Annotated in this window: 20 protein-coding genes and 1 pseudogene; 7 read left to right on the top strand and 14 right to left on the bottom strand. The window is 74.2% G+C overall.

What is annotated here, in order from left to right; translation table 11 throughout:
- Nucleotides 1-217: 217 nt before the first annotated feature.
- The 5 genes and pseudogenes from AB0G14_RS18820 to AB0G14_RS18800 form a co-directional block, all read right to left on the bottom strand.
- Nucleotides 218-667: pseudogene (locus tag AB0G14_RS18820) on the bottom strand (SRPBCC family protein); the annotation flags it as partial.
- 272 nt (nucleotides 668-939) lie between these two features.
- A complete protein-coding gene (locus tag AB0G14_RS18815; RefSeq protein ID WP_357698961.1) occupies nucleotides 940-1,563 on the bottom strand; it encodes a hypothetical protein in 624 nt (207 codons plus the stop codon).
- A 112-nt stretch (nucleotides 1,564-1,675) separates the two neighbouring features.
- A complete protein-coding gene (locus tag AB0G14_RS18810; RefSeq protein WP_357698959.1) occupies nucleotides 1,676-2,968 on the bottom strand; it encodes an MFS transporter in 1,293 nt (430 codons plus the stop codon).
- The gene (locus tag AB0G14_RS18805) at nucleotides 2,965-3,573 is read right to left on the bottom strand and encodes a helix-turn-helix domain-containing protein (protein WP_357698957.1); all 609 of its coding nucleotides are present in this window, start codon (nucleotides 3,571-3,573) and stop codon (nucleotides 2,965-2,967) included. Before AB0G14_RS18805 ends, AB0G14_RS18810 begins: the two co-directional genes overlap by 4 nt.
- 109 nt (nucleotides 3,574-3,682) lie before the next feature.
- Nucleotides 3,683-4,300: a pyridoxamine 5'-phosphate oxidase family protein gene (locus tag AB0G14_RS18800; protein WP_357698955.1), complete on the bottom strand. Its 618-nt coding sequence runs from the start codon at nucleotides 4,298-4,300 to the stop codon at nucleotides 3,683-3,685.
- A 148-nt stretch (nucleotides 4,301-4,448) separates the two neighbouring features.
- Here AB0G14_RS18800 and AB0G14_RS18795 point away from each other — a divergent pair, with 148 nt between their 5' ends.
- Genes AB0G14_RS18795 through AB0G14_RS18785 form a run of 3 tightly spaced genes read left to right on the top strand, consistent with a single transcriptional unit; the run spans nucleotide 4,449 to nucleotide 6,625 of the window.
- On the top strand, nucleotides 4,449-4,955 hold the full coding sequence (locus AB0G14_RS18795) for a DUF2231 domain-containing protein (RefSeq protein ID WP_357698954.1): 507 nt from the start codon (nucleotides 4,449-4,451) through the stop codon (nucleotides 4,953-4,955).
- The gene (locus tag AB0G14_RS18790) at nucleotides 4,952-5,494 is read left to right on the top strand and encodes an Hsp20/alpha crystallin family protein (RefSeq protein ID WP_357698953.1); all 543 of its coding nucleotides are present in this window, start codon (nucleotides 4,952-4,954) and stop codon (nucleotides 5,492-5,494) included. Before AB0G14_RS18795 ends, AB0G14_RS18790 begins: the two co-directional genes overlap by 4 nt.
- A gap of 9 nt (nucleotides 5,495-5,503) precedes the next feature.
- The gene (locus tag AB0G14_RS18785) at nucleotides 5,504-6,625 is read left to right on the top strand and encodes a glycosyltransferase family 9 protein (RefSeq protein ID WP_357698952.1); all 1,122 of its coding nucleotides are present in this window, start codon (nucleotides 5,504-5,506) and stop codon (nucleotides 6,623-6,625) included.
- Between the two features lie 51 nt (nucleotides 6,626-6,676).
- Here the strand turns inward: AB0G14_RS18785 and AB0G14_RS18780 are convergent, their stop codons facing one another.
- Together AB0G14_RS18780 and rfaE2 are read right to left on the bottom strand one after the other, a co-directional pair.
- The gene (locus AB0G14_RS18780; RefSeq protein WP_357698950.1) at nucleotides 6,677-7,555 is read right to left on the bottom strand and encodes a glycosyltransferase family 2 protein; all 879 of its coding nucleotides are present in this window, start codon (nucleotides 7,553-7,555) and stop codon (nucleotides 6,677-6,679) included.
- Nucleotides 7,552-9,480 carry a D-glycero-beta-D-manno-heptose 1-phosphate adenylyltransferase gene (gene rfaE2, locus AB0G14_RS18775; RefSeq protein WP_357698948.1) on the bottom strand — a complete coding sequence of 643 codons (1,929 nt, stop codon included), beginning with the start codon at nucleotides 9,478-9,480 and terminating at the stop codon, nucleotides 7,552-7,554. The genes AB0G14_RS18780 and rfaE2 overlap by 4 nt, the downstream gene beginning before the upstream one ends.
- Before the next feature lie 116 nt (nucleotides 9,481-9,596).
- On the opposite strand from rfaE2, the gene AB0G14_RS18770 reads away from it, so the two are divergent.
- Complete coding sequence (locus tag AB0G14_RS18770) at nucleotides 9,597-10,157, top strand: type 1 glutamine amidotransferase domain-containing protein (protein WP_357698946.1); 561 nt, start codon at nucleotides 9,597-9,599, stop codon at nucleotides 10,155-10,157.
- Between the two features lie 107 nt (nucleotides 10,158-10,264).
- Entirely contained in the window at nucleotides 10,265-11,932 is a 1,668-nt protein-coding gene (locus AB0G14_RS18765) for an MDR family MFS transporter (RefSeq protein ID WP_357698944.1), read from the top strand.
- Between the two features lie 95 nt (nucleotides 11,933-12,027).
- Here AB0G14_RS18765 and AB0G14_RS18760 read toward each other — a convergent pair whose 3' ends face one another.
- Nucleotides 12,028-12,519 (bottom strand): NUDIX domain-containing protein, encoded by a 492-nt coding sequence (locus AB0G14_RS18760; RefSeq protein ID WP_357698942.1) that lies wholly within the window; start codon nucleotides 12,517-12,519, stop codon nucleotides 12,028-12,030.
- Between the two features lie 98 nt (nucleotides 12,520-12,617).
- Here AB0G14_RS18760 and AB0G14_RS18755 point away from each other — a divergent pair, with 98 nt between their 5' ends.
- Nucleotides 12,618-14,252: a fatty acid--CoA ligase gene (locus tag AB0G14_RS18755; RefSeq protein WP_357699049.1), complete on the top strand. Its 1,635-nt coding sequence runs from the start codon at nucleotides 12,618-12,620 to the stop codon at nucleotides 14,250-14,252.
- A 225-nt stretch (nucleotides 14,253-14,477) separates the two neighbouring features.
- Here the strand turns inward: AB0G14_RS18755 and AB0G14_RS18750 are convergent, their stop codons facing one another.
- On the bottom strand, nucleotides 14,478-15,494 hold the full coding sequence (locus AB0G14_RS18750; protein WP_357698940.1) for an NADPH:quinone reductase: 1,017 nt from the start codon (nucleotides 15,492-15,494) through the stop codon (nucleotides 14,478-14,480).
- Nucleotides 15,495-15,754: 260 nt separating this feature from the next.
- On the opposite strand from AB0G14_RS18750, the gene AB0G14_RS18745 reads away from it, so the two are divergent.
- Entirely contained in the window at nucleotides 15,755-16,279 is a 525-nt protein-coding gene (locus AB0G14_RS18745) for a class I SAM-dependent methyltransferase (protein ID WP_357698938.1), read from the top strand.
- Nucleotides 16,280-16,283: 4 nt separating this feature from the next.
- On the opposite strand, the gene AB0G14_RS18740 is transcribed toward AB0G14_RS18745, so the two are convergent.
- The 5 genes from AB0G14_RS18740 to AB0G14_RS18720 all read right to left on the bottom strand — a co-directional run bounded on the left by AB0G14_RS18740 (nucleotide 16,284) and on the right by AB0G14_RS18720 (nucleotide 19,686).
- Complete coding sequence (locus AB0G14_RS18740) at nucleotides 16,284-16,955, bottom strand: HAD family phosphatase (RefSeq protein ID WP_357698936.1); 672 nt, start codon at nucleotides 16,953-16,955, stop codon at nucleotides 16,284-16,286.
- Between the two features lie 163 nt (nucleotides 16,956-17,118).
- Nucleotides 17,119-17,943 (bottom strand): hypothetical protein, encoded by an 825-nt coding sequence (locus tag AB0G14_RS18735; RefSeq protein WP_357699047.1) that lies wholly within the window; start codon nucleotides 17,941-17,943, stop codon nucleotides 17,119-17,121.
- Between the two features lie 196 nt (nucleotides 17,944-18,139).
- Nucleotides 18,140-18,820: an FKBP-type peptidyl-prolyl cis-trans isomerase gene (locus AB0G14_RS18730; protein ID WP_357698934.1), complete on the bottom strand. Its 681-nt coding sequence runs from the start codon at nucleotides 18,818-18,820 to the stop codon at nucleotides 18,140-18,142.
- A 156-nt stretch (nucleotides 18,821-18,976) separates the two neighbouring features.
- Nucleotides 18,977-19,324, bottom strand: coding sequence for a thioredoxin (gene trxA, locus AB0G14_RS18725; protein WP_357698932.1), 348 nt, complete (start codon nucleotides 19,322-19,324; stop codon nucleotides 18,977-18,979).
- Nucleotides 19,294-19,686, bottom strand: a complete 393-nt coding sequence (locus tag AB0G14_RS18720) for a MerR family transcriptional regulator (protein WP_350701749.1) — start codon at nucleotides 19,684-19,686, stop codon at nucleotides 19,294-19,296. Before AB0G14_RS18720 ends, trxA begins: the two co-directional genes overlap by 31 nt.
- Nucleotides 19,687-19,810 lie beyond the last annotated feature (124 nt).

The following is a 19,810-nucleotide window of genomic DNA, read 5'->3' as shown; positions in this document are numbered from 1 at the left end:
CCTCGGTCACCGCGTACCCCGTGTCGGTCCCGGTGGCCGGACGGCCGTCCTCGTCGGTGTCGGAGCGGCGCTTCGCGGCCGCGGCGGCTCCGGCCGCCGCAGCCCCGGCCGCCGCGGCGCCCGCGGCCACGGCCTTGCCGGACACTCCGGCCTTGCCGCTGTCACCGCGCGTGGCCGCAGCGTGCTCGACGCCCGGCGTGCCGACCCCGAGGCCGCCGTCGACCGTGCCGCGCCAGGCCCCGGTCTCCACGCCGCGCTCCTCGATGTACGACTTGAACTTCCGCAGGTCGGACTCGGCCTGCCGCTCGACGATGTTCAGCTTGTCGCCGGCCTTCTCGAGCATGCCCTCGGGCTCGTACTCCAGGTGCAGCCGGACCATGGTGCGGTCGGGGCCGACGGGCTGGAAGTAGACCGCCCCGGCGTTGGTCGCACCCTCAGTGGCCGCCCAGGCCACCTTCTGGTCGGGCACCTGCTCCAGGACCGTCGCGTCCCACTCACGCTTGACGCCCGCGATCTCGGCGACCCAGTGCATCCGCCGGTCGTCGAGCTGGCGCACCTCGCGGACGCCCCCCATGAACTGGGGGAACTCCTCGAACTGCGTCCACTGGTTGTATGCGGTGCTGACCGGAACCTGCACTTCGATGGACTTCTCGACCTTCGTGGTCACGGGTGATCCTCCTCGTTGGTCGAACTGCTCTCGTCGGAGGGGAGAGCCGTCCCTCGTTCGTGTGAACTCCTACCCCCGGTGATGGCGCTCAATCGCCGGACCTGGCGGAGCACTGCCGTCCACCGCCGCCGCCGGGTTGCTGGCCACATCGGACAGCGAGCCCGGCGTCGGCGAGCCGGGCGAGGACGTGCCGTCGGGAGGACGTGCCGTCGGCACGCGGCGGCCCGGGCCGGCGGGATGCCGACCCGGGCCTGCCGTCCGGTACGAGGGGCTCAGCCGTCCTGGCGGTCCGGGCTGTCCAGCCGGAAGAAGTTGCTCTGCCGCCCGTCGGCGCGTTCCTCCTGGTAGATGAAGTTCAACCGGCGCTTGTCGAAGGCCTCGAACCACTCCTCCCAGCTGATCTCACGCAGCCGGTCCTCGCGGCCGTTGGCGGGGAAGTCGAAGCGCAGGACGCCCGCGTGCCCGTCGTGGTCGGTGCCGTCGACGGTGCACGGCACGCCCTTGCGGGCCTCGGCCCACTGCCGGATGACCTCGTGGTCGGTGGTGACCAGGCTGCGACCCGGCCGCTCCGGCTCGTCGTCCACCGAGCCGATGACCTGTGAGTACCTGACCGACGTGGAGGTCTGCGCGCCGGTCCGGACGCCGCCGGACGAGGAGCCCGACGAGCCGGATCCGGCGGAGCCCGGGCCGTCGCGGAGGCTCGTGACCAGGGCCTCGACCAGGTCGTCCTTCTTCATGTCGGCGGTGTCGGTGACGCCGCGCCGCCGCAGCCGGTCGCGCAGGTCGTCGACCTTCATCCGGGCGATCTCGCTCTCGTTGATGTCCGGGGTGTTCGGCGTCTGGTTGCCCGGGGGGTTCTTGGTCGCGGTCGTCCCCGAGTTGCTTCGCGTGGGCATGGCAGGTCCGTCCTTCCTTCGACCCGTCTCCAGGGGGCGGTGGCGCCGCTCGACGCGCCGGGCCGTCCCCGTTGTCAGTACCCTCGCCGGCCATCTCAAACGTCCGGTCCGGTCAGTCGGCCCGATCCGGCAGGTCACGGAGGTCGCGGACCGGCGAGAAGAACACCCAGAGCACCCCGGCGAGGGCCCCCGCCGTCGCGATCCACAGCGCCGGCCGTACGCCGAGGGTGCTGCCGAGCGCGCCGCCGAGCAGCGCGCCGATCGGCCGGACGCCGTAGTTGACGGTGCGTCGGGCCCCGGCGATCCGGGCCAGCAGCGGCTCCGGGGTGAGCGCGGTCTGCACGGAGCCGCCCGTGATGTCGAGCATCATCACCCCGACGGCGGCGAGGAACTCGGCGGCGAAGAGCATCCCGACCACCAGCGGCGTCGGCCCGCCGGCGAGCGGGATGAGCAGCATGGGGGCGGGGAAGAGGACGAACCCGGCCAGCAGTGTCGGGCCGATGCCGAAGCGGCGGACCAGCCGGCCGGTGAGTGCCGCGCCGATCAGGCCGCCCACCGCACCCGCGCCCAGCACGGCGCCCAGCAGGCCGGGCGCGAGGCCGAGGTCCTGTGTGGCGTAGAGCACGAACAGCGCGATGAACATGAAGTTGAACAGGTTGATCGTGGTGGTGCCGAGCAGGATCGCGCGCATCATCGGCGTCCGCGCGATGAACCCCAGCCCGGTGCCGAGGGCCAGGCCGCCGCCGCGGGCGGGTGCCGGCTCCGTCGGCCGGATCCGCACCAGGAAGTACGCGGACACGACGTACGACAGCGCGTCGGCGACCAGGGCGATCGGCGCGGTGAGCACCTGCACCAGGACACCGCCGATGCTCGGCCCGGCCACCAGCGACATCGCCCGGCTGCCGTTGATCAGGGCGTTCGCCTCGACGTAGTCGGAGCGGTCCACGACGGAGACGAAGAGCGGCCCCCGGGCGACCTCGAAGATCACGGCGAGCGTGCCGACCGCGAAGGCCACCACGTAGAGCTGGGCCAGCGTGAGCACGTCCGTCAGGTAGGCGATCGGCACGGCGGTGAGCAGCAGCGCCCGGCCGAGGTCGGCGAGGATCATGAGCCGGCGCTTGTGCGGGTACCGGTCCACCCAGGCGCCGGCGAGCAGCGAGAAGAGCAGGTTCGGGATGAGCGCGGCGGCGGTCAGGTAACCCATCTCGGCGGGCGAGGCCTGGAACACCAGCACGGCCAGCAGCGGCAGGGCGAGGGTGGAGATCTCGTCGCCGAAGTACGACACGGTCTGCGCCGACCAGTACCGGCGGAACACCCGCTCGCGCAGCAGCCGGGGCAGCGGACCGCGTCGGGGCGGGCTGCCGGGTGGGGCGGTGACCGGGGTGGTGGTCGCCTCGCCGCTCATCGCGTACCGCCCTGCTCACCGGCGGAGGCGCCGGCCGGCGGCGGATCGGTGAGGACGGCCAGGTGCATGAGACTGACCTTCCGGCTGCCGGTCGGACGTTTCGTCGGGTCGGTGATCCGGTCGTCGTACTCCGCGAGCAGGGCGTCGATCCGCGCGGTCAGCTCGGCCATCTCGTCGGGGGTGACGTGCACCGGCCGGTCGCTGAACCCGGTGACCGCCCGCCACTCCGTCGGCTCGTCGGCCCGTCGGCTCAGGAACTCCTCGGCGCGGCGGGTGTAGAGGGCGAGCTGGACGGCGTTCAGCTCGTCGACGGCCGCCCGCGTCCGGGGGTCGTCGGAGGCGTCGTCCCAGGAGGTGTTGAGGGCGGTGGCCCGCCAGGGCCGTTCCCGGGCGTCGGTGCCAGGCGCGCGCTCGGCCAGCCCGTACTTGGCGAGCTGTCGCAGGTGGAACGAGCAGCTCGGCACGCTCTCGCCGAGGCGCTCGGCGGCCTGCGTGGCGGTCATCGGGCCCTGCTGTCGCAGCAGCCCGATCAGGGCCATCCGCAGCGGGTGCGCGTAGCCGCGCAGGGCCTTGGGGTCGGAGAGCTTCACCTCGGGTAGAGACATACCCTAAAGCTATCTTTATAAAGATGTCTTTAGCAATATCGGAGGCGAGGCGGTCGTACCGCACCGGGACGCCTCGCGCAGGGCGGCGACTCCGCCGGCGTACCGGCCGTCAGGAATAGATCGTGGCGGCGTAGCCCGGGCCGTAGTGACGCTCCAGGTCGGCCAGACTCTCGGCCGGGTTCTCGACCTCCTTGATCAGCCGGGCCCGGGACGGCAGCGCGTCCGGCTGCCAGCTCTCCGGCTGCCACAGCTGCGAGCGCAGGAACGCCTTGGCGCAGTGGTAGAAGATCTGCTCGATCTCCACCACCACGGCGAGGACCGGGCGGTGACCCTTCACCACCATGTCGTCGAACCACGGGGCGTCCCGGACCAGCCGCGCCCGGCCGTTGATCCGCAGCGTGTCGGTGCGCCCGGGGATCAGGAAGATCAGCCCGACGTGCGGGTTGTCGAGGATGTTGCGGTAGCCGTCGGCGCGCCGGTTGCCCGGCCGCTCGGGGATCGCGACGGTCCGGTCGTCCAGCACCAGCGCGAAGCCGGCCGGGTCGCCCTTCGGCGAGACGTCGCAGCTGCCGTCCGCGCCGGCCGTCGCCACCAGGCAGAACGGTGACGCGGCGAGCCACTGCCGGTCCCGTTCGTGCAGGACGGGCCGTTCCTTGGTCAGCGCCCGCGGCATCGGCGCCCCCAGCAGCTCGCGCAGTTCCTCGTGCGACGTGATCTCCACCGTCACGTGACCCTCCCCCGTGCGTTGATTCCGGTGGCGGCGTGGCCGCCGCCCGCCAGCCTAGGGGGAGGCGGCCGGCGCGAGGTTTGCCCGTCGGCGGCGGGGGTACCGCCTCACCCGACGCGCCCGGAGAGACCGAGCAGTGGAGGCCCGGATGGAGAGTCGGCTCAAGGTGCTGGGCCACCCCGTCCACCCGATGCTGGTGATGTTCCCGGTGGCCCTGCTGGTCACCGCGGTCCTGTTCGACGTGGTGGACACCGTCGGCGGGCCGGACTTCCTCGGCGAGGTCGCGTACTGGAACATCAGCGTCGGCCTGGTCGGCGGCCTGCTGGCCGCGGCGGCCGGGACGTTCGACCTCCTGGCCATCCCGTCGGGGACCCGCGCCAAGCGGGTGGGGCTGAGCCATGCCGCCGCCAACCTCGCCGTGATCCTGCTGTTCGCGGCGATCTGGGTGGTGCGGCTCAACGCCGACTCCCGGGCCGCCGGCGGCGCGCTGATCGCCATCGAGGTGGTCGCGCTGGCCATCCTCGGCATCAGCGCCTGGCTCGGTGGGGAACTGGTCGACCGGCTCGGCGTCGGTGTGGACCGGGACGCCGGCCTGGACGCGCCCAGCTCACTGCGGTCCCCGGCGGCCACCCACCGGATCGGAGAGGTGCGATGAGCGAGCGCAGCGAGCAGGGTGGCGGGTCCGGCCGGGGCTGGCGTGGGCGGCAGCAGGGCTGGGACCCGATGGGCGAGTTGCAGTCCCTGCGCTCCGAGCTGCGCCGGCTGGTCGGCGGGCGGGCCGGGCCGCCGGACGTCGAGCTGGCCGAGACCGCCGACGGCTGGGAGGTCGTGGTGCGGCTGCCCGGGGTGGCGCCGGAGGAGGTGGCGGTCGAGCTGGACGACCGCGAGCTGTGCGTCCGGGCCCGCTCCGAGGCCGAGGTCAACGCCGACCAGGGCATCCCCGGCGGCTTCGAGACGCGGGGCTTCGAGTACCGGGTCGACCTGCCCGCCCGCGTGGACCCGGACGCCATCGACGCGGTGATGGACCACGGGCTGCTCCGGGTCCGGCTGCCCCGGGCCGTCCGCCCCGCACCCCGCACCATCACCGTCGGCCGCCCCGGTGCCCCCGTGGGCACGCGGACGGTCGTCGACCCGGCCGCCGACCGGGAGATGCACCACCCGGACATCGCCGTCGGCGAGACCGACCGGCCGTAGCGGGGGCCCGTGGTCACCCCGGACGTGCTCGGCCCGGTCGCCGGGCGCGTGCCCGACGTCGAGCGGATCGCCGTGCTGCGCGCCAACGCGCTCGGCGACTTCATCTTCGTCCTGCCGGCGCTGGAAGCGCTGCGCGCCGCGTACCCGGAAGCGGAGATCGTGCTGCTCGGCGCGCCGTGGCACGCGAAGCTCTGGCGCGACCGGCCCGGCCCGGTGGACCGGGTCCTGGTGGTGCCGCCCGCGCCCGGGATCCGCCACCCCGAGCCGGACGAGCCGGAGTCGTCGACGGGCGACTTCCTCGCCACGGCGCGCAAGGAGCGCTTCGACCTGGCGCTGCAGGTGCACGGCGGGGGCGCCAACTCCAACCCGTTCGTCGGCGCGCTCGGCGCCCGGGTCACCGCCGGGCTGCGCGCCGAGGACGCGCCACCGCTGGACCGCTGGATCCGGTACGTCTACTACCAGCACGAGGTGGTCCGCTACCTGGAGGTGGCCGCGCTGGTGGGCGCGCCGGCCACCACGGTCGTCCCGGCGCTGGCCGTCACCGACGCCGACCGGGCCGAAGCGGCCGAGGTGCTCGGCCCACCGCAGCGGCCCAGGGTCGCGCTGCACCCCGGCGCGACGGACACCCGCCGGCGCTGGCCCGCCGAACGCTTCGCCGGGGTCGCCCGCGACCTGGTCGGCGACGGGTACGAGGTGCTGGTCACCGGCACCCCCGCAGAGCAGGAGGTGGTCGACCGGGTGGTCGCGGCGGCCGGGGTGCCGGTCCGCCCGCAGGTGGGCACGCTCAGCCTCGGCGGGCTGGCCGGCTGCTACGCCGGCTGCGAACTGGTGATCTCCAACGACACCGGGCCGCTGCACCTCGCCGCCGCCGTGGGCACCGCGACCGTCGGCATCTACTGGGTCGGCAACCTGATCAACGTGGCGAACCTGCTGCGCGGCCGGCACCGGCCGATCGCCTCGTGGACGGTGCTCTGCCCGGTCTGCGGGGTGGACTGCACCCCCGGCATCTACCCGCACCGCCCCGGCGACGGCGAGTGCCCGCACCGGGATTCGTTCGTCACCGACGTGCCGGTGGTGGAGGTGGTGGAGGCGGCCCGCGAGCTGCTGCACCCCGAGCCCGGCGCGCCCTGAGCACGGTGCCCCGAGCCCGGTGCGCCCTGAGCACGGCCGCCGGTCACGGGTTCAGGCCGGCTGGGCCGCGTCCTCCTCGGCGAGCACGACCTCCCACGCCTCCACGTCCCGGTCGGTGACGGTGGTCGGCGACTCCAGGTGGTACGCGCCGCTGGGCAGGACGCCGGCGCCGCCGTGGCGCGCCAGCACGGCGAGCTGGGCGGCGACGTCCTCGCCCTGGTGCTTCTCCTGCACCCGCCGCCAGAAGTCGAACCCGCCGGAATCGAGGAGCTTGGCCCGGTCGTAGAGCACGCAGCCGCCGATCCAGGACACCTTGTACGCCCGCCAGGCCCCCGGCGGCAGGTCGAGCTTCCGCGTGACGTGCAGCAGGTTCGCCGCCGAGTGGATCGACGCCCGGTCCCACTCGGGGGTGTCCGGGCGGATCCGTTCCGGCGTGGGCCGCCCGGTCCACTCCTCGTAGTGCCGGTGCGTGTCCGGCCGGACGTCGTCGGCGTACGACAGCCCGTGCACGGCGTTGCCGACGAAGCCGCAGCCCAGCTCCTCGATAGCGGTGACCAGCCGGCCCAGGGTGCCCGGTTCCAGCCAGACGTCGTCGTCGAGGCAGAGCACGTACCGGGCGGCGGAGGCGGCCAGCAGATAGGCCCGGTGCTCGGCCAGCCCGCGCCGGGGCAGCCTGCGGGTCAGCAGCACCGGGTGCCCCCGGTGGCGCAGCGCCCGGACCATGGTGGCCGACGCCGGGTGCCGGTACGCGGCGTCGCCGTCGGACTGGTCGCTGACCACCACCCCGAAGCCGGGAACGCCCTCCTGGGCGGCCAGCCCGGAGAGCGTGACCGCCAGCTCGGCCGGGCGGTTGCGGGTCGGGATCAGCACGTCGAGCAGCCGCTCGGCGCGGAACCGCTCGGCCGTGCCGAGGTCGAGCGGGCGGCTCACGACGGTTTGCTCGTCAGGGAGGAGTCCCCCTGGGGTTCCTGGGTGTGCGACCGGATCCGGTCGATGATCGCCGAGGTGGACCGGTCCGGCACGTACCCGAGGGTGCGGACCTGCCCGCCGAGCCGGCGGACCAGCGGGCCCTCCGGCACCATCTCCGGCGGGTAGTCGCCGCCCTTGACGTACACGTCGGGGCGGACGGTCTCGATGAGACCTGCCGGGGAGTCCTCCTCGAAGACCACCACATGGTCGACGCAGGCCAGCGCGGCCAACAGCGCGATCCGGTCCTCGACCGGGTTCACCGGCCGGTCCGGGCCCTTGAGCCGGCGTACGCTGCCGTCCGAGTTGACCGCCACCACCAGCAGGTCGCCGAGCGCCCGGGCCTGTTCCAGGTAGCGCACGTGGCCGCGGTGCAGCACGTCGAAGCAGCCGTTCGTGAAGACGATCGAGCGGCTCGCCCGGCGGTGCTCCGCGACGAGCGCGGCCAGTTCGTCGGCCCCGACCAGCGACCGGTGGCCCGCCCCGTCGACCGGCACGTCCAGGGCCGCGAACAGGTCCTCCCGGCGGCACACGCAGGTGCCGGTGTCGGAGACGGTGATGGTCGCGGCGAGCTGGGCCAGTTGGGCGGCGGTCGGCAGCGGCGCGTCGGCGGCCAGCGCCAGCGTCATCGCCGCCAGGTACGCGTCCCCCGCCCCGACCGCGTGGCTGGCGGGCACCGGGGTGCTGTGGCTGCGCCGGGGCTCGCCGTCGGCCCCGCCGACCACCGCCCCCTCCGTGTCGAGGGTCACCGCCACCACGTCGGCGCCGGTGTGTGCGCGCAGCTCGGCGAGGCGGGACTCGGCCAGCACCGCCCGGTCGACGCCCTCCCCGGCCGTGGCGTTGACGGTGACGCCGGTGCCGGTCACGGTGAGCCCGTCCCCGGTCATCGCCACCCGGCCCTCGCCGGGCGTCGGCTCGCCGGTCGGCCCGACACCGCCGCGGACGGGGCCCGCCCCGTGCCCGGTCGGTCCCGTTCCGCCGCCGGCCGGGCCGGTCCCGGCCACGCCGCCGGCGTTCCCGGTCAGGTGGGTCCCGGGCAGGCCACCGGCGTTCCCGGTCAGGCCCGTCGCGTCGGGGTGGCGGGTGCCGTGGAGCGGCCCGAGGCCGCCCGGCGCGGCGCCCACCGTGAGTTCGGAGGGACCGTCGGCCGGATCGCCGTCGGGGTGGTCCAGGTGCAGCTCGGTCGCGTGGGCCGGCCGGGTGCCGGCGGCCCGGGCGAGCAGCCGGGTCGCCTCGGCGAAGCTCGGGGTCACCACGGTCGGGGCGAGGCCCCGCCAGTCGGCCAGGTCGTGGGCGTCCAGGGCGACCGTCGCGTACCGCTCCCGCTGGGCGACCAGCCAGGCGCGCACCGGAGCGGGCAGCGCGCCCAGGCCGTAGTCGCAGACCACCAGGGTGGGCGCCTCGCCACCGGCGGCGGCGCGCAGCTCCTCGGTGGCGCAGTCCAGTGCCGTGAGCAGCCGGGCCACCCCGTCGTCGTCGAGCGCGTCGTCCGGGTCGCCGGAGTCCTCGCGCAGCAGGATCTGGTTGCCGGCCAGCATGCGCCGCTTCACCGGCGTCGGGCGGCCGGGCTGGTTGACCGTACGGTCCCAGACGCCGGCCCGGTCCAGACAGTCGTGCAACTCGTCCCCGGCGACGTCCGCGCCGACCGGCGCGACCAGCACCGCCCGGCCCCCGAGCGCGGCGACGTTCACCGCGGTGTTCGCCGCCCCGCCGGCCGCCGAGATCCGCCGGCGCAGGGTGAGGACGGGGGCGGGCGCCTCCCGGCAGAGCCGTTCGGACTCGGCGAACCGCCAGTCGTCGAGCATGGCGTCGCCGATGACCAGGACGGGACGCCCCAGCCAGCCCTCCACCACGGTGGCGAGCCGGCGCTGTTCCGCTGCTGCTGCCATGCCTCCCGGGGTCCCCCTCGGCACCCCCGTCAAACCTGGGCGCTCCCTCGGCGCGGGTTTCGGGCACCGGGCCCCGGGAAGGGACGGACGGTACCCGGAGAGGAGAGGACACCGACATGGCAGCGACGACACTTCAGGGCAAGCGGATCGCGTTCCTGGCCGCCGACGGCGTGGAGGAGGTCGAGTACGTCCAGCCCCGCGAGGCGGTGGAGCGGGCCGGCGCCACGGCGGTGCTGGTCTCGCTCAGGCCCGGCTCGATCCGGTCCTTCGACCACCTGGACCAGTCCACCGCGTACGACGTGGACGTGACCGTGGCCGACGCGGACGCGGGCGGTTACGACGCGCTGGTGCTGCCCGGCGGGGTGGCGAACCCGGACTTCCTGCGGACCGACCCGGACGCGGTGCGCTTCGTCAGGGGGTTCTTCGACGCCGGCAAGCCGGTCGGGGTGATCTGCCACGGCCCGTGGACGCTGATCGAGGCGGACGTGGTGCGGGGCCGCCGGATGACCTCCTGGCCGAGCCTGCGCACCGACCTGACCAACGCGGGCGCGACCTGGGTCGACGAGCAGGTCGTCACGGACGGCGGGCTGGTCAGCAGCCGAAAGCCCGGCGACCTGCCGGCCTTCTGCGCGAAGATCGTCGAGAAGTTCGCCGAGGGGCCGCACCCGTCCCGGTGACCCCTCGTCGACCGTGCGGGTCGGCGGGCCGACGGCCCACCTCACGGTCGACCCGGCCGGCCACCGGCCGGCACGCATGTTTCGGGTGGGCGGGGAAAGGACCTGGGATGACCACGGAAACCCTGGTGCTCAACAGGCGGCAGATCCGGCTGCTCATGTTCGGCCTGATGACCGGCATGCTGCTGGCCGCGCTCGACCAGACGATCGTCGGCACCGCCCTGCCGACGATCGTCGGCGAACTGGGCGGGATCAACCACTACTCGTGGGTGGTCACCGCGTACCTGCTCGCCTCCACGGCCTCGACGCCGCTCTACGGGAAGATGGCCGACCTGTACGGGCGCCGCCCGGTGTTCCTCTTCTCCATCGGCACGTTCCTGCTCGGCTCGCTGCTGGCCGGCCTGTCGCAGGACATGACCCAGCTCATCGTCACCCGCGGGATCCAGGGTCTCGGCGCCGGCGGCCTGATGACGCTGGCGTTCACCATCATCTCGGACGTGGTCTCGCCCCGGGAACGCGGTCGCTACCAGGGGCTGTTCGGGGCGGTCTTCGGTCTCTCCTCGGTCGCCGGGCCGCTGGTCGGCGGCTACTTCGCCGAGACCGACTGGCGGTGGATCTTCTACGTCAACGTGCCGCTGGCGATCCTGGCGATCGTGGTCTGCTCCCGGGTGATGCGGCTGATCCCGTTCACCCGGCGCGACCACGCGATCGACTGGCTCGGCGCGGCGCTGCTGGTCGCCGGGGTGAGCTGCCTGCTGCTCGCGCTGAGCTGGGGCGGCAACGAGTACGCCTGGGGCTCCGGCGTGATCATCGGGCTCTTCGTCGCGGGCGTGGTGCTCGGCGTGCTCTTCGTGCTCCAGGAGGCCCGGGTGGCCGAGCCGATCCTGCCGCTGCGGCTGTTCCGCAGCGCCACCTTCGCCCTGGCCAACAGCGCCGGCTTCGTGCTCGGCCTGGTGATGTTCGGGTCGATCATCTTCATCCCGCTCTACCTCCAGATCGTCAAGGGCGCCTCGCCGACCCGCAGCGGCCTGCTGATGCTGCCGATGATGGCCGGCATCATCGTCACCTCGGTGCTGACCGGCCGGGCGATGAGTCGGATCGGGCGGTACAAGTGGTTCCCCGTGGCCGGTGCGGCGGTGCTGGTGGTCGGCATGCTGCTGTTCACCCGGCTGGAGGTGGGTACCTCGCTCTGGGCGGCCTTCGGCTTCATGGTGGTGATCGGTGTCGGGCTGGGCCTCTGCATGCAGTCGCTGATCCTGGCCGTGCAGAACGCCGTCTCGATGCGGGACCTAGGCGCCGGCACCTCGTCGGCGACGTTCTTCCGGTCGCTGGGCGGGTCGTTCGGCGTCGCCATCCTCGGCGCGGTGCTGTCGTCGCGGCTCACGTCCGAGCTGGCCGGCCGGCTGCCGGGGGCGATCGCCCAGTTGCCGCCGCAGCAGCAGGCCGCAGTGGCGGCGAGCGGCGGAGCGGACGTCTCGGTCAACGACCCGGCCACCATCCTGGCCCTGCCCGCCCCCGTCCGCGCGGCCGTCCAGGTGTCGTTCGTCGAGTCGCTGCACCTGGTCTTCCTGACCACCGGGCTGATCGCGATCGTGGCGGTGCTGGTCACCCTCGCGCTGCCGAACGAGAAGCTGCGCGGGGCGGGCCCCGGCGGCGCCACAGGCGGCGCGGACGGCCTCGGCGGCGAGGCCCCGGCGCCGGGCGGCAAGCCGCTGTCCCGGGAGTCGAAGGAGGAGGCCGCCGCCGAGATGGAGGCGAAGAGCCAGACCATGCTTTGACCCGGGTGCGCGAACCAGCGCCCGGCCCAGGCCTGAGGTGTAAGGAAGGGCCCCTTCCTATCCAAAAACGATAGGAAGGGGCCCTTCCTTACACCTCACTTGAGGATCAGCCGGTTGGTCTGCTCGAAGACGTCGAGGTCGGCGAGGGTCTCGGGGACGCTCGTGGAGAGCGGGGCCGGGAACTGCGCCCGGTGGAAGAAGCCGGCGTCGACGGTCTCGTCGGTGACCCGGGCCAGGTTGCCGTCCCACTCCTCGACGCGGAACGCGGTCGTGAAGATCTGGTACGTGTGGCCGTACATGTTGGTGTGGGTGCGGTCCGGGCCGGTGTAGAGGGCGAAGGCGCTGACCCGCAGGGCGCGCAGGCCGGTCTCCTCGCGCACCTCGCGGACGGCGCAGTCGGCGATCGACTCGCCCAGTTCCATCGCCCCGGCCGGCAGGGCCCACTGGTGGTTGTCGGAGCGCTGGATCAGCAGGACGCGCCCGGCGTTGTCGCGGACCACGGCGCGGGCCCCGACGAACATCAGCGTCCGGTCACCGGCCAGGGCGCGCAACTGGCCCACGTACGAATCGGCCCAGGAGATGCTCACCCGGACAATTTACGGGGCCGGCCGGGGGCGGACGGGTTTTCCAGGGTTCCCAAGGTGTGACCGGCGACACTAATTTGTTACCCATGCGTAGCACGATGATGGACGCCCCCCTCCAGGTCGCGCGGATCCTCACCCACGGTTCGACCGTGCACGGCACGGCCGAGGTCGTCACGTGGACCGGCGGCGAACCGCGCCGCATGTCGTACGCCGAGGTCGGGCGGACGGCCGCCCGGCTGGCCCACGCGCTGCGGGACGAGTGCGGGGTCACCGGCGACGAGCGGGTCGCCACCTTCATGTGGAACAACAACGAGCACCTCGTGGCCTACTTCGCGGTGCCGAGCATGGGCGCGGTGCTGCACACCCTCAACATCCGGCTCTTCCCGGAGCAGGTCGCCTACATCGCCAACCACGCCGAGGACCGGGTGGTGCTGGTCGACTCGACGCTCATCCCGCTGCTGGCCCGGGTGATCGGCGAGATGACCACGGTGCGGCACGTGGTCGTGGTCGGCCGCGGGGACGCGGCCCCGCTGGTGGCCGCGGCCGGCGACCGGATCGCCGTACATCACTGGGACGCGCTGCTGGCCGATCGGCCCGACGTCTACGACTGGCCGGAGGTGGACGAGCGCGCCGCCGCCGCCCTCTGCTACACCTCCGGGACCACCGGGAACCCCAAGGGCGTCGCCTACTCGCACCGGTCGATATACCTGCACTCGCTGCAGGTCTGCATGCCGGAGTCGTTCGGCCTCGGCCCGACCACCCGCGAGCTGGTCATCGTGCCGATGTTCCACGCGATGGCCTGGGGTCTGCCGTACGCGGCGTTCATCTCCGGCGCGGCGGTGATCATGCCGGACCGGTTCCTCCAGGCCGCGCCGATCGCCGACATGATCGTCGCCGAGCGGCCCACCCTGGCCGGGGCGGTGCCGACCATCTGGAACGACCTGCTGGCCCACCTGGACGGCCACGAGGTGGACACCTCCTCGCTGAAGGAGGTGATCGTCGGCGGGTCGGCCTGCCCGCCGGCGCTGATGCACGCGTTCGGCGAGCGGCACGGCATCGACATCGTGCACGCCTGGGGGATGACCGAGATGTCGCCGCTCGGCTCGGTGGCCCGCCCGCCGGCCGGGGCGACCGGCGACGACGCCTGGCGCTACCGCTACACCCAGGGCCGGGTGCCGGCCGGGGTCGAGGCTCGGATCGTCGGCCCGCTGGGCGAGCCGATGCCCGCCGACGGGTCGTCCGTGGGCGAGCTGGAGGTCCGGGGGCCCTGGGTGACCGCTCGCTACCTCGGCGACGACACCCCGGACGAGGAGAAGTTCCGCGACGGCTGGCTGCGCACCGGCGACGTCGGCACCCTCTCGCCGGACGGCTACATCACCCTCACCGACCGGTCCAAGGACGTGATCAAGTCCGGCGGCGAGTGGATCTCCTCGGTCGAGCTGGAGAACGCGCTGATGGCCCACCCGGCCGTGCTGGAGGCCTGCGTGGTCGGGGTGCCCGACGAGCGCTGGGGGGAGCGGCCCCTGGCCACCGTCGTCCTCCGCGAGGGGGCGTCGGCCGACCCGGAGGAGCTGCGGGAGTTCCTGGCCGGGTCGGTGGCCCGCTGGCAGTTGCCGGAGCGCTGGGCGGTCATCGACGCGGTGCCGAAGACCAGCGTCGGCAAGTTCGACAAGAAGGTGGTGCGCTCGAGGTACGCCGGGGGCGAGCTGAGTGTGCGGGAGCTGACGGCCCCGTAACGTTTTCAGGCGCACCGTCGCCTGTTGGGGTAAGGGACGTACTCCTGAGACATCCCTCCCCAGGGGCGGCCCCGGCGTTCGCACCGCGCCGGGGCCGCCCGTTCCTTGCGGGGCGACCCGCACCACCATTGTTGCGAAAGTTGTTCGCCTCTGTCCCGGCGATGGGGAAATTCGCCCAGCTCAGAGGGTTTTCGGGCGGCTGATCCCATCCTGGCCGGCGGGCCGTCACCCCGCGGCGCTGGTGCTGATGAGCACCTTCCCGACCACCGAGTTCTCCACCGCCCGGTGCGCGGCCGCCGCCGCCGAGAGCGGGTGGTGGTGCAGCGGCAGGCCCGCGTCCTCGCCCACCCGGATGCCGCCCTGCGCCGCCGCGGCGGCCACGTCCACCACCGCCTGGGCCTTGGCCGCCTTCGGCTCCGTGTAGACGAGCACGAACTGCCAGCGCGCGTTCGGCACCATCGACGGCCGGATCGGCAGGGTCACCTCGTCCCCGCCGTCGTCGGCGTAGACGCACACCGCGCCGCCGCGCCCGAGCAGTTGCACGTCGGTCGCGGCGTTGCGCGCCGCGGAGACCTCGACGATCGTGTGCACCCCGTCGGGGGCGATCTTGCGGACCTCCTCGACCACGTCCTGCTCCCGGTAGTTGACCACGAAGGACGCGCCGGCCGCCGCCGCGAGCTGCGCCTTCTCGGGGCTGCTGACCGTGGCGACCACGCAGGCGTCCGCCCACCGCGCGAGCTGGATGGCCGCGTTGCCCACCGCCCCCGCCCCACCCTGCACGAGCACCGTGTGGTCGCTGAGCGACCCGGCGTGCAGCCGGTCCGGCGTGTACTCCCCGGCCGTCAGGCACCGGTGCGCGGTGAGGAAGGGGATGCCCAGGCAGGCCCCCACGTCGAAGGAGGCGTCGCCGAGGGGCACCGCCTGCCGGACCGGCACCACCGTGTACTCGGCTGCGGTGCCCCACGGGCGCTGCCAGGCGGCCTCCCACAGCCAGACCCGCTCGCCGATCAACTCCCGGTCGACACCCTCGCCCACCGACTCGATCACCCCCGCGCCGTCCTGCCCCGGCGTCTGCCAGCCGTCCGGCAGCGGCCCCTGCCGGCGCGACTTCCAGTCCGTCGGGTTCACCCCGGAGACCGCCACCCGCACCAGGACCTCGCCGGGACCCGGCTCCGGCACCGGCCGGTCGACCAGTTGCAGCACCGAGACGTCGCCGGTGCGCTCGTACACGATCGCCTTCATCCCCGTCTCCTCACCCGGCGGCCCCGGCGCGGGGCGCCGTCGGCTGCCGTACCCGGCGGACCCGCGCTCATGCCGATCCCGGCGGGGCCGGAAACCGTGCAACCGGGTGACCGGCGGGAGGGAGTGGTCATGCGGGACGGGGTGGGGGCCGACGCCGAACCGGCCGGCACCGGGAAGTTGCGGGACAACTCCGCGACACGTGCCGAGGTCGGGCCCGAGTCGGGCGGGTCTGACGGGCCCGGCGTGGCTACGCTGACCGGGTGGCGACCAGGCCGGTGCCGGAGCGGCTGCGCTGGGCCGTGGACCGGCTCGACCTGCGCGCCGGCCACCGGGTGCTGGAGATCGGCTGCGGCAACGGTGTGGCCGGCGCGCTCATCTGCGCGGTGCCGGCGGTCGCCCGGGTCGTCGCGGTCGACCGGTCCGTCACCGCGCTGCGGGCCGCCGCCCAGCGCAACGCCGCGCAGGTCGCCGCCGGCCGGGCCGTCTTCCGGCACGCCGACCTGTCCACCCTGGACTCCCCCGGTGAGCGTTACGACCGGATCCTCGCGGTCAACGTCAACCTGTTCTGGACCCGGCCGCCCACGGCCGAGTTCCGCCGCCTCGCCGGCCTGCTGGCCCCCGACGGCGTGCTGCACCTGGTCTACGAGCCGCCGCACCCCGCCCGGCTGGCCCCGCTCGTCGACCGGCTCACCGACCGGGTGGGCGCCGCGGGCTGGACCGTCGCGGAGATCGCCCGGGTCGACCGGCCGACCCCGCTGCTGGACGTGGTCGCCCGTCCGGCCTGAGCCGCTACCCGAGCCGGTCCACCGTGGCGGGGGTCAGCTCGTCCACCGCGCCCACCACCACCGCCGCGAGCCGCTCGGCGTCCGGGTCCAGCGGGTACGACCCGTGCGGCACCGCCACCACCGTCATCCCGGCGGCGGCCGCCGACCGGACGCCGTTGGACGAGTCCTCCACGGCGACGCAGCGGGCCGGGTCGACGCCCAGCCGCCCGGCGACCGCCAGGTAGACGTCCGGCGCCGGCTTGCCCCGCTCGGTCTCCTCGGTCGACAGCGTCGCGCCGAACACGTCGGTCAGGCCCGTCGCGGCCAGCGCCGCCGCGATCAGCCGGGTCGGCGAGGAACTGGCGAGCCCCAGCGGCCACCGCCCGGCCAGCCGGCGCACCACCTCGTCGGCCCCGTCGATCAGCGGTACGCGCGCCGCGTACCGCCGGATCATCTCCTCGACCACCTCGGTGGCGACCTGCTCGGCGCTCCGGTCGACGCCCAGCTCCCCGCTGAGGTACCGGGACCACTCGCCGGTGCTCATGCCCATCAGCCGGCGCTGCGTGTCGGCCTGCCAGGTCCCGCCGTGCGCCGCCACGTACGCCCGCCGCACCTCCTCCCAGACCGGCTCCGAATCCACGATCACGCCGTCCAGGTCGAAGATCACCGCATCCGCCACGGCCCCATCCTGCCCCATCGGGCACCGACCCGCGCCGTCCCCGACGGGTGCCGACCGGGCCGACTCGCCGGGCGGCGACCCGCGCCATCCCCGATGGGTGCCGACCGGGCCGACTCGCCGGGCGGCGACCCGCGCCGGACCCGGGCGGGCCATGACCCCCGCCGTCCCGGGCGGGCGGCGGTCAGCTCTGCGGGGCGGGCAGGCCGATCGGGTTTCCGTCCGGGATGACGGAGTGGCCGGCGCGGGCGATCGGTTCGAGCAGTTCCCGGAGCCGGTCGGTGCGCTCCCGGCCCAGCGCCCGCCACGGCCGCGCGGCGGCGGCGTCGGTGGCGTCCTCGATCGCCTGGAACCGGGCCCGGCCCTGCGCGGTCGCCTCGCCCTCGGCGGTGAGCCAGCCCCGCTCGGCCAGCCGGACACGGGCGGCGGCCCACTGCTCCTCGGCCCACCCCCGCCCGGTCAGGTTCAGCGGGGACATGCCGACCGCGACCCGCCAGGCCAGCGTCTCCACCGGGTCGAGGTCGGCCGCGACCAGCGCCGCGACGTGCCCGTCACCGCGGTGCTCCCGCAGCGTCGTGGCGGCCTGCCACAGCCGGGCCAGCGGGTATTCGCCGCGCGGCAGGGCGGCGTTGGCCGCGCCGAGCACCCGGCCGGCGGGCTCCACCTCGGCGGCGGCCGCCTCCAGCAGCTCGGCCGCCTCGACCAGGTGCGACTCGGGCAGCTCGTAGGTCAGCTCGGCCAGCGCCTGCACCGCGCCGGTGAGCCGGGCACGCAGCGCCTCCGGCGGGGTGGCGAGCCGCCAGACGGCCGGCAGCGCCCGCGCCACCGTGTGCGGGGCGAAGCTGAAGAACGACCCGACCACCGGCGCGGCGTCAACGGGCCCGAGCGGCGCCGCCCGGCCGGCGAAGTAGCCGCGCCAGAAGCCGCGCAGCCCGACCGCCTCGAAGGCGGCTCGGGCACGGGGATGGAAGTAGGTGACCGCGTGGACCGGCTCGAAGTGCGTCCACATCATCCGGGCGGTCCGCCCCGCGTCGTCCAGCGCCGTCACGTGCACCTCCGCGTCCGGTCCGGTTGTCACCCCGGACGGCGGGCCGCCCGGGGTGACGCTGAACCTACTGCTGGTCGGTGAAGGGCCGGAAGCCCTCTGTGGGCTACTGCATCACACCGGGGCGACAACCCGGGCGAACCGGGCCGGCCACCCCGGGTCACTGGGCCGCGAGCACGTCCACGACGAAGCGCAGCGGACCGGTCGGCCGCCCGCTGGAGGCGTCGTTGCCGTACGCCAGCTCGGCCGGGATGTCGAGCTGCACGCGGCTGCCGACGGTCACCCCGACCAGGCCCTGGTCCCAGCCGGGGATGACCTGGCCGACGCCGATCGCGAAGGAGGCCGGCTGGCCGCCGTTCCACGACGAGTCGAACTCCTTGCCATCCTTGTAGAACACGCCCACGTAGTTCGTGGTGATCGTCTGGCCCTTCTGCACCGCCGGGCCGGTGCCCTTGATCAGCGGGGTCACGGTGAGCTTCTTCAGCTCGCCCTTGCCGGCGGCGACCGTCGGCTTGGTGCCCAGGGCCGGGTCCGCACCCGCCGGGAGCTGCGGGGCGGGGGGCGCGTCGGCCGCCGGGGCGGTGGCGGACGCCGACGGGGTGCCCGCTGCCTGCTCCTTCGAGTCGTCGTCGTTCTGCCCGATCGTCACGAAGACGGTGATCAGCACCGCGACCACGGCGACGCCGGCGAGCCCGCCGGCCCACGCCTGCCGGCGACGCTTCGCCTCGGCCGCCTTCTGCGCCGCCAACTGGGCGGCCAGCCGCCGCTCCGACTTCTGGGCTCGGTTCTGCGTACGCTCGCTCACGGCGTCGACTCCCTGCTGCGAAGGTGTGGCCGGCATCGGAGTGCCGGGGGGAAAGCCGACGCACACGGTACCCGCCCCGACGCCCACCGTGCCGCCTCGGCCGTCCCGCTTCCACCACGCGGGCCAACCCCGCCCCACCAGCACCGGCAGGAACGCCCGAGGCAGGGCGGCGGCCGGCCGAGGCGCGCGGGCTCAGTCGCCCAGGTGCCGGGCCAGGGACTGCCGCAGGTGGTGCTTCGGACGGGCCCCGACGATCGAGCCGACCACCTCGCCCCGGCGGAAGACCAGGAGGGTGGGCAGGGACAGCACCCCGTACGTGCGCGTGGTGTCCGGGTTCGCGTCGGTGTCGATCGTGGCGAAGGCCATCCGCCCGGCGAACTCCCCGGCCAGCTCGGCGAGGCTGCGGGAGATCGCCCGGCACGGCGGGCACCAGTCGGCCCAGAAGTCGACCACCACCGGCCGGTCGGCGGCGAGCACCACGGCGGCGAAGGTGTCGTCGGTGACGGCGGTCAGCGAGCCGTCCGGCGCAGTCTCGAGCATGTTTCCTCCCGGTGGGCGATGGCGTGGGCGAGCTGGTCCCGCAGCTCCTGCCGGACCGCGTGCAGTCGGTCGATGCCGGCGTCCACCTCGGCCAGCTTCCGCCGCAGCACCGCGACGGAGTCCGGGCAGACGTGGCCGGAGGCGTTGCCGGCCCGGAGGCAGGCGACGAACGGGCGGATGTCGTCGAGCCCGAAGCCCACCGCGAGCAGGGCCCGGATCTCGCGTACGACGTGCAGCTCCGCCTCGTCGTAGACCCGGTAGCCGTTGGCCGAGCGGGCCGCCCGGACCAGTCCGTGCGTCTCGTAGTAGCGCAGGGCCCGGGTGCTCGTGCCGGCGCGTTCCGCCAGCTCACCGATCAGCATCCGACCTCCCTCGTCCGACGCGACCGACGCTAGGTGACTGGTGTTAAACGGGGGTTGATCGGTGGTCTGGTCAGCCCGTGTGTTTGACGGCTCGTTGGCTGGCGTGAAGGGGGTAGTCGCTGGG

Origin of the sequence: Micromonospora sp. NPDC023814, from assembly GCF_040639595.1 — a bacterium.
GTDB lineage: Bacteria > Actinomycetota > Actinomycetes > Mycobacteriales > Micromonosporaceae > Micromonospora.
Note: the sequence above shows the minus strand (reverse complement) of the source record. Positions and strands in the feature narration are given on the sequence as shown.

Excerpts from the sequence above, each read along its gene's own strand:
- AB0G14_RS18790 (WP_357698953.1), top strand. The coding sequence starts at position 4,952 with ATGAGCGAGCGCAGCGAGCAGGGTGGCGGGTCCGGCCGGGGCTGGCGT.
- AB0G14_RS18730 (WP_357698934.1), bottom strand. The coding sequence starts at position 18,820 with ATGCCGGCCACACCTTCGCAGCAGGGAGTCGACGCCGTGAGCGAGCGT.
- AB0G14_RS18810 (WP_357698959.1), bottom strand. The coding sequence starts at position 2,968 with ATGAGCGGCGAGGCGACCACCACCCCGGTCACCGCCCCACCCGGCAGC.
- trxA (WP_357698932.1), bottom strand. The coding sequence starts at position 19,324 with ATGCTCGAGACTGCGCCGGACGGCTCGCTGACCGCCGTCACCGACGAC.
- AB0G14_RS18770 (WP_357698946.1), top strand. The coding sequence starts at position 9,597 with ATGGCAGCGACGACACTTCAGGGCAAGCGGATCGCGTTCCTGGCCGCC.
- AB0G14_RS18815 (WP_357698961.1), bottom strand. The coding sequence starts at position 1,563 with ATGCCCACGCGAAGCAACTCGGGGACGACCGCGACCAAGAACCCCCCG.
- AB0G14_RS18805 (WP_357698957.1), bottom strand. The coding sequence starts at position 3,573 with ATGTCTCTACCCGAGGTGAAGCTCTCCGACCCCAAGGCCCTGCGCGGC.
- AB0G14_RS18740 (WP_357698936.1), bottom strand. The coding sequence starts at position 16,955 with ATGGGGCAGGATGGGGCCGTGGCGGATGCGGTGATCTTCGACCTGGAC.
- AB0G14_RS18750 (WP_357698940.1), bottom strand. The coding sequence starts at position 15,494 with ATGAAGGCGATCGTGTACGAGCGCACCGGCGACGTCTCGGTGCTGCAA.
- AB0G14_RS18755 (WP_357699049.1), top strand. The coding sequence starts at position 12,618 with ATGGACGCCCCCCTCCAGGTCGCGCGGATCCTCACCCACGGTTCGACC.
- AB0G14_RS18720 (WP_350701749.1), bottom strand. The coding sequence starts at position 19,686 with ATGCTGATCGGTGAGCTGGCGGAACGCGCCGGCACGAGCACCCGGGCC.
- rfaE2 (WP_357698948.1), bottom strand. The coding sequence starts at position 9,480 with ATGGCAGCAGCAGCGGAACAGCGCCGGCTCGCCACCGTGGTGGAGGGC.
- AB0G14_RS18735 (WP_357699047.1), bottom strand. The coding sequence starts at position 17,943 with ATGTGGACGCACTTCGAGCCGGTCCACGCGGTCACCTACTTCCATCCC.
- AB0G14_RS18795 (WP_357698954.1), top strand. The coding sequence starts at position 4,449 with ATGGAGAGTCGGCTCAAGGTGCTGGGCCACCCCGTCCACCCGATGCTG.
- AB0G14_RS18765 (WP_357698944.1), top strand. The coding sequence starts at position 10,265 with ATGACCACGGAAACCCTGGTGCTCAACAGGCGGCAGATCCGGCTGCTC.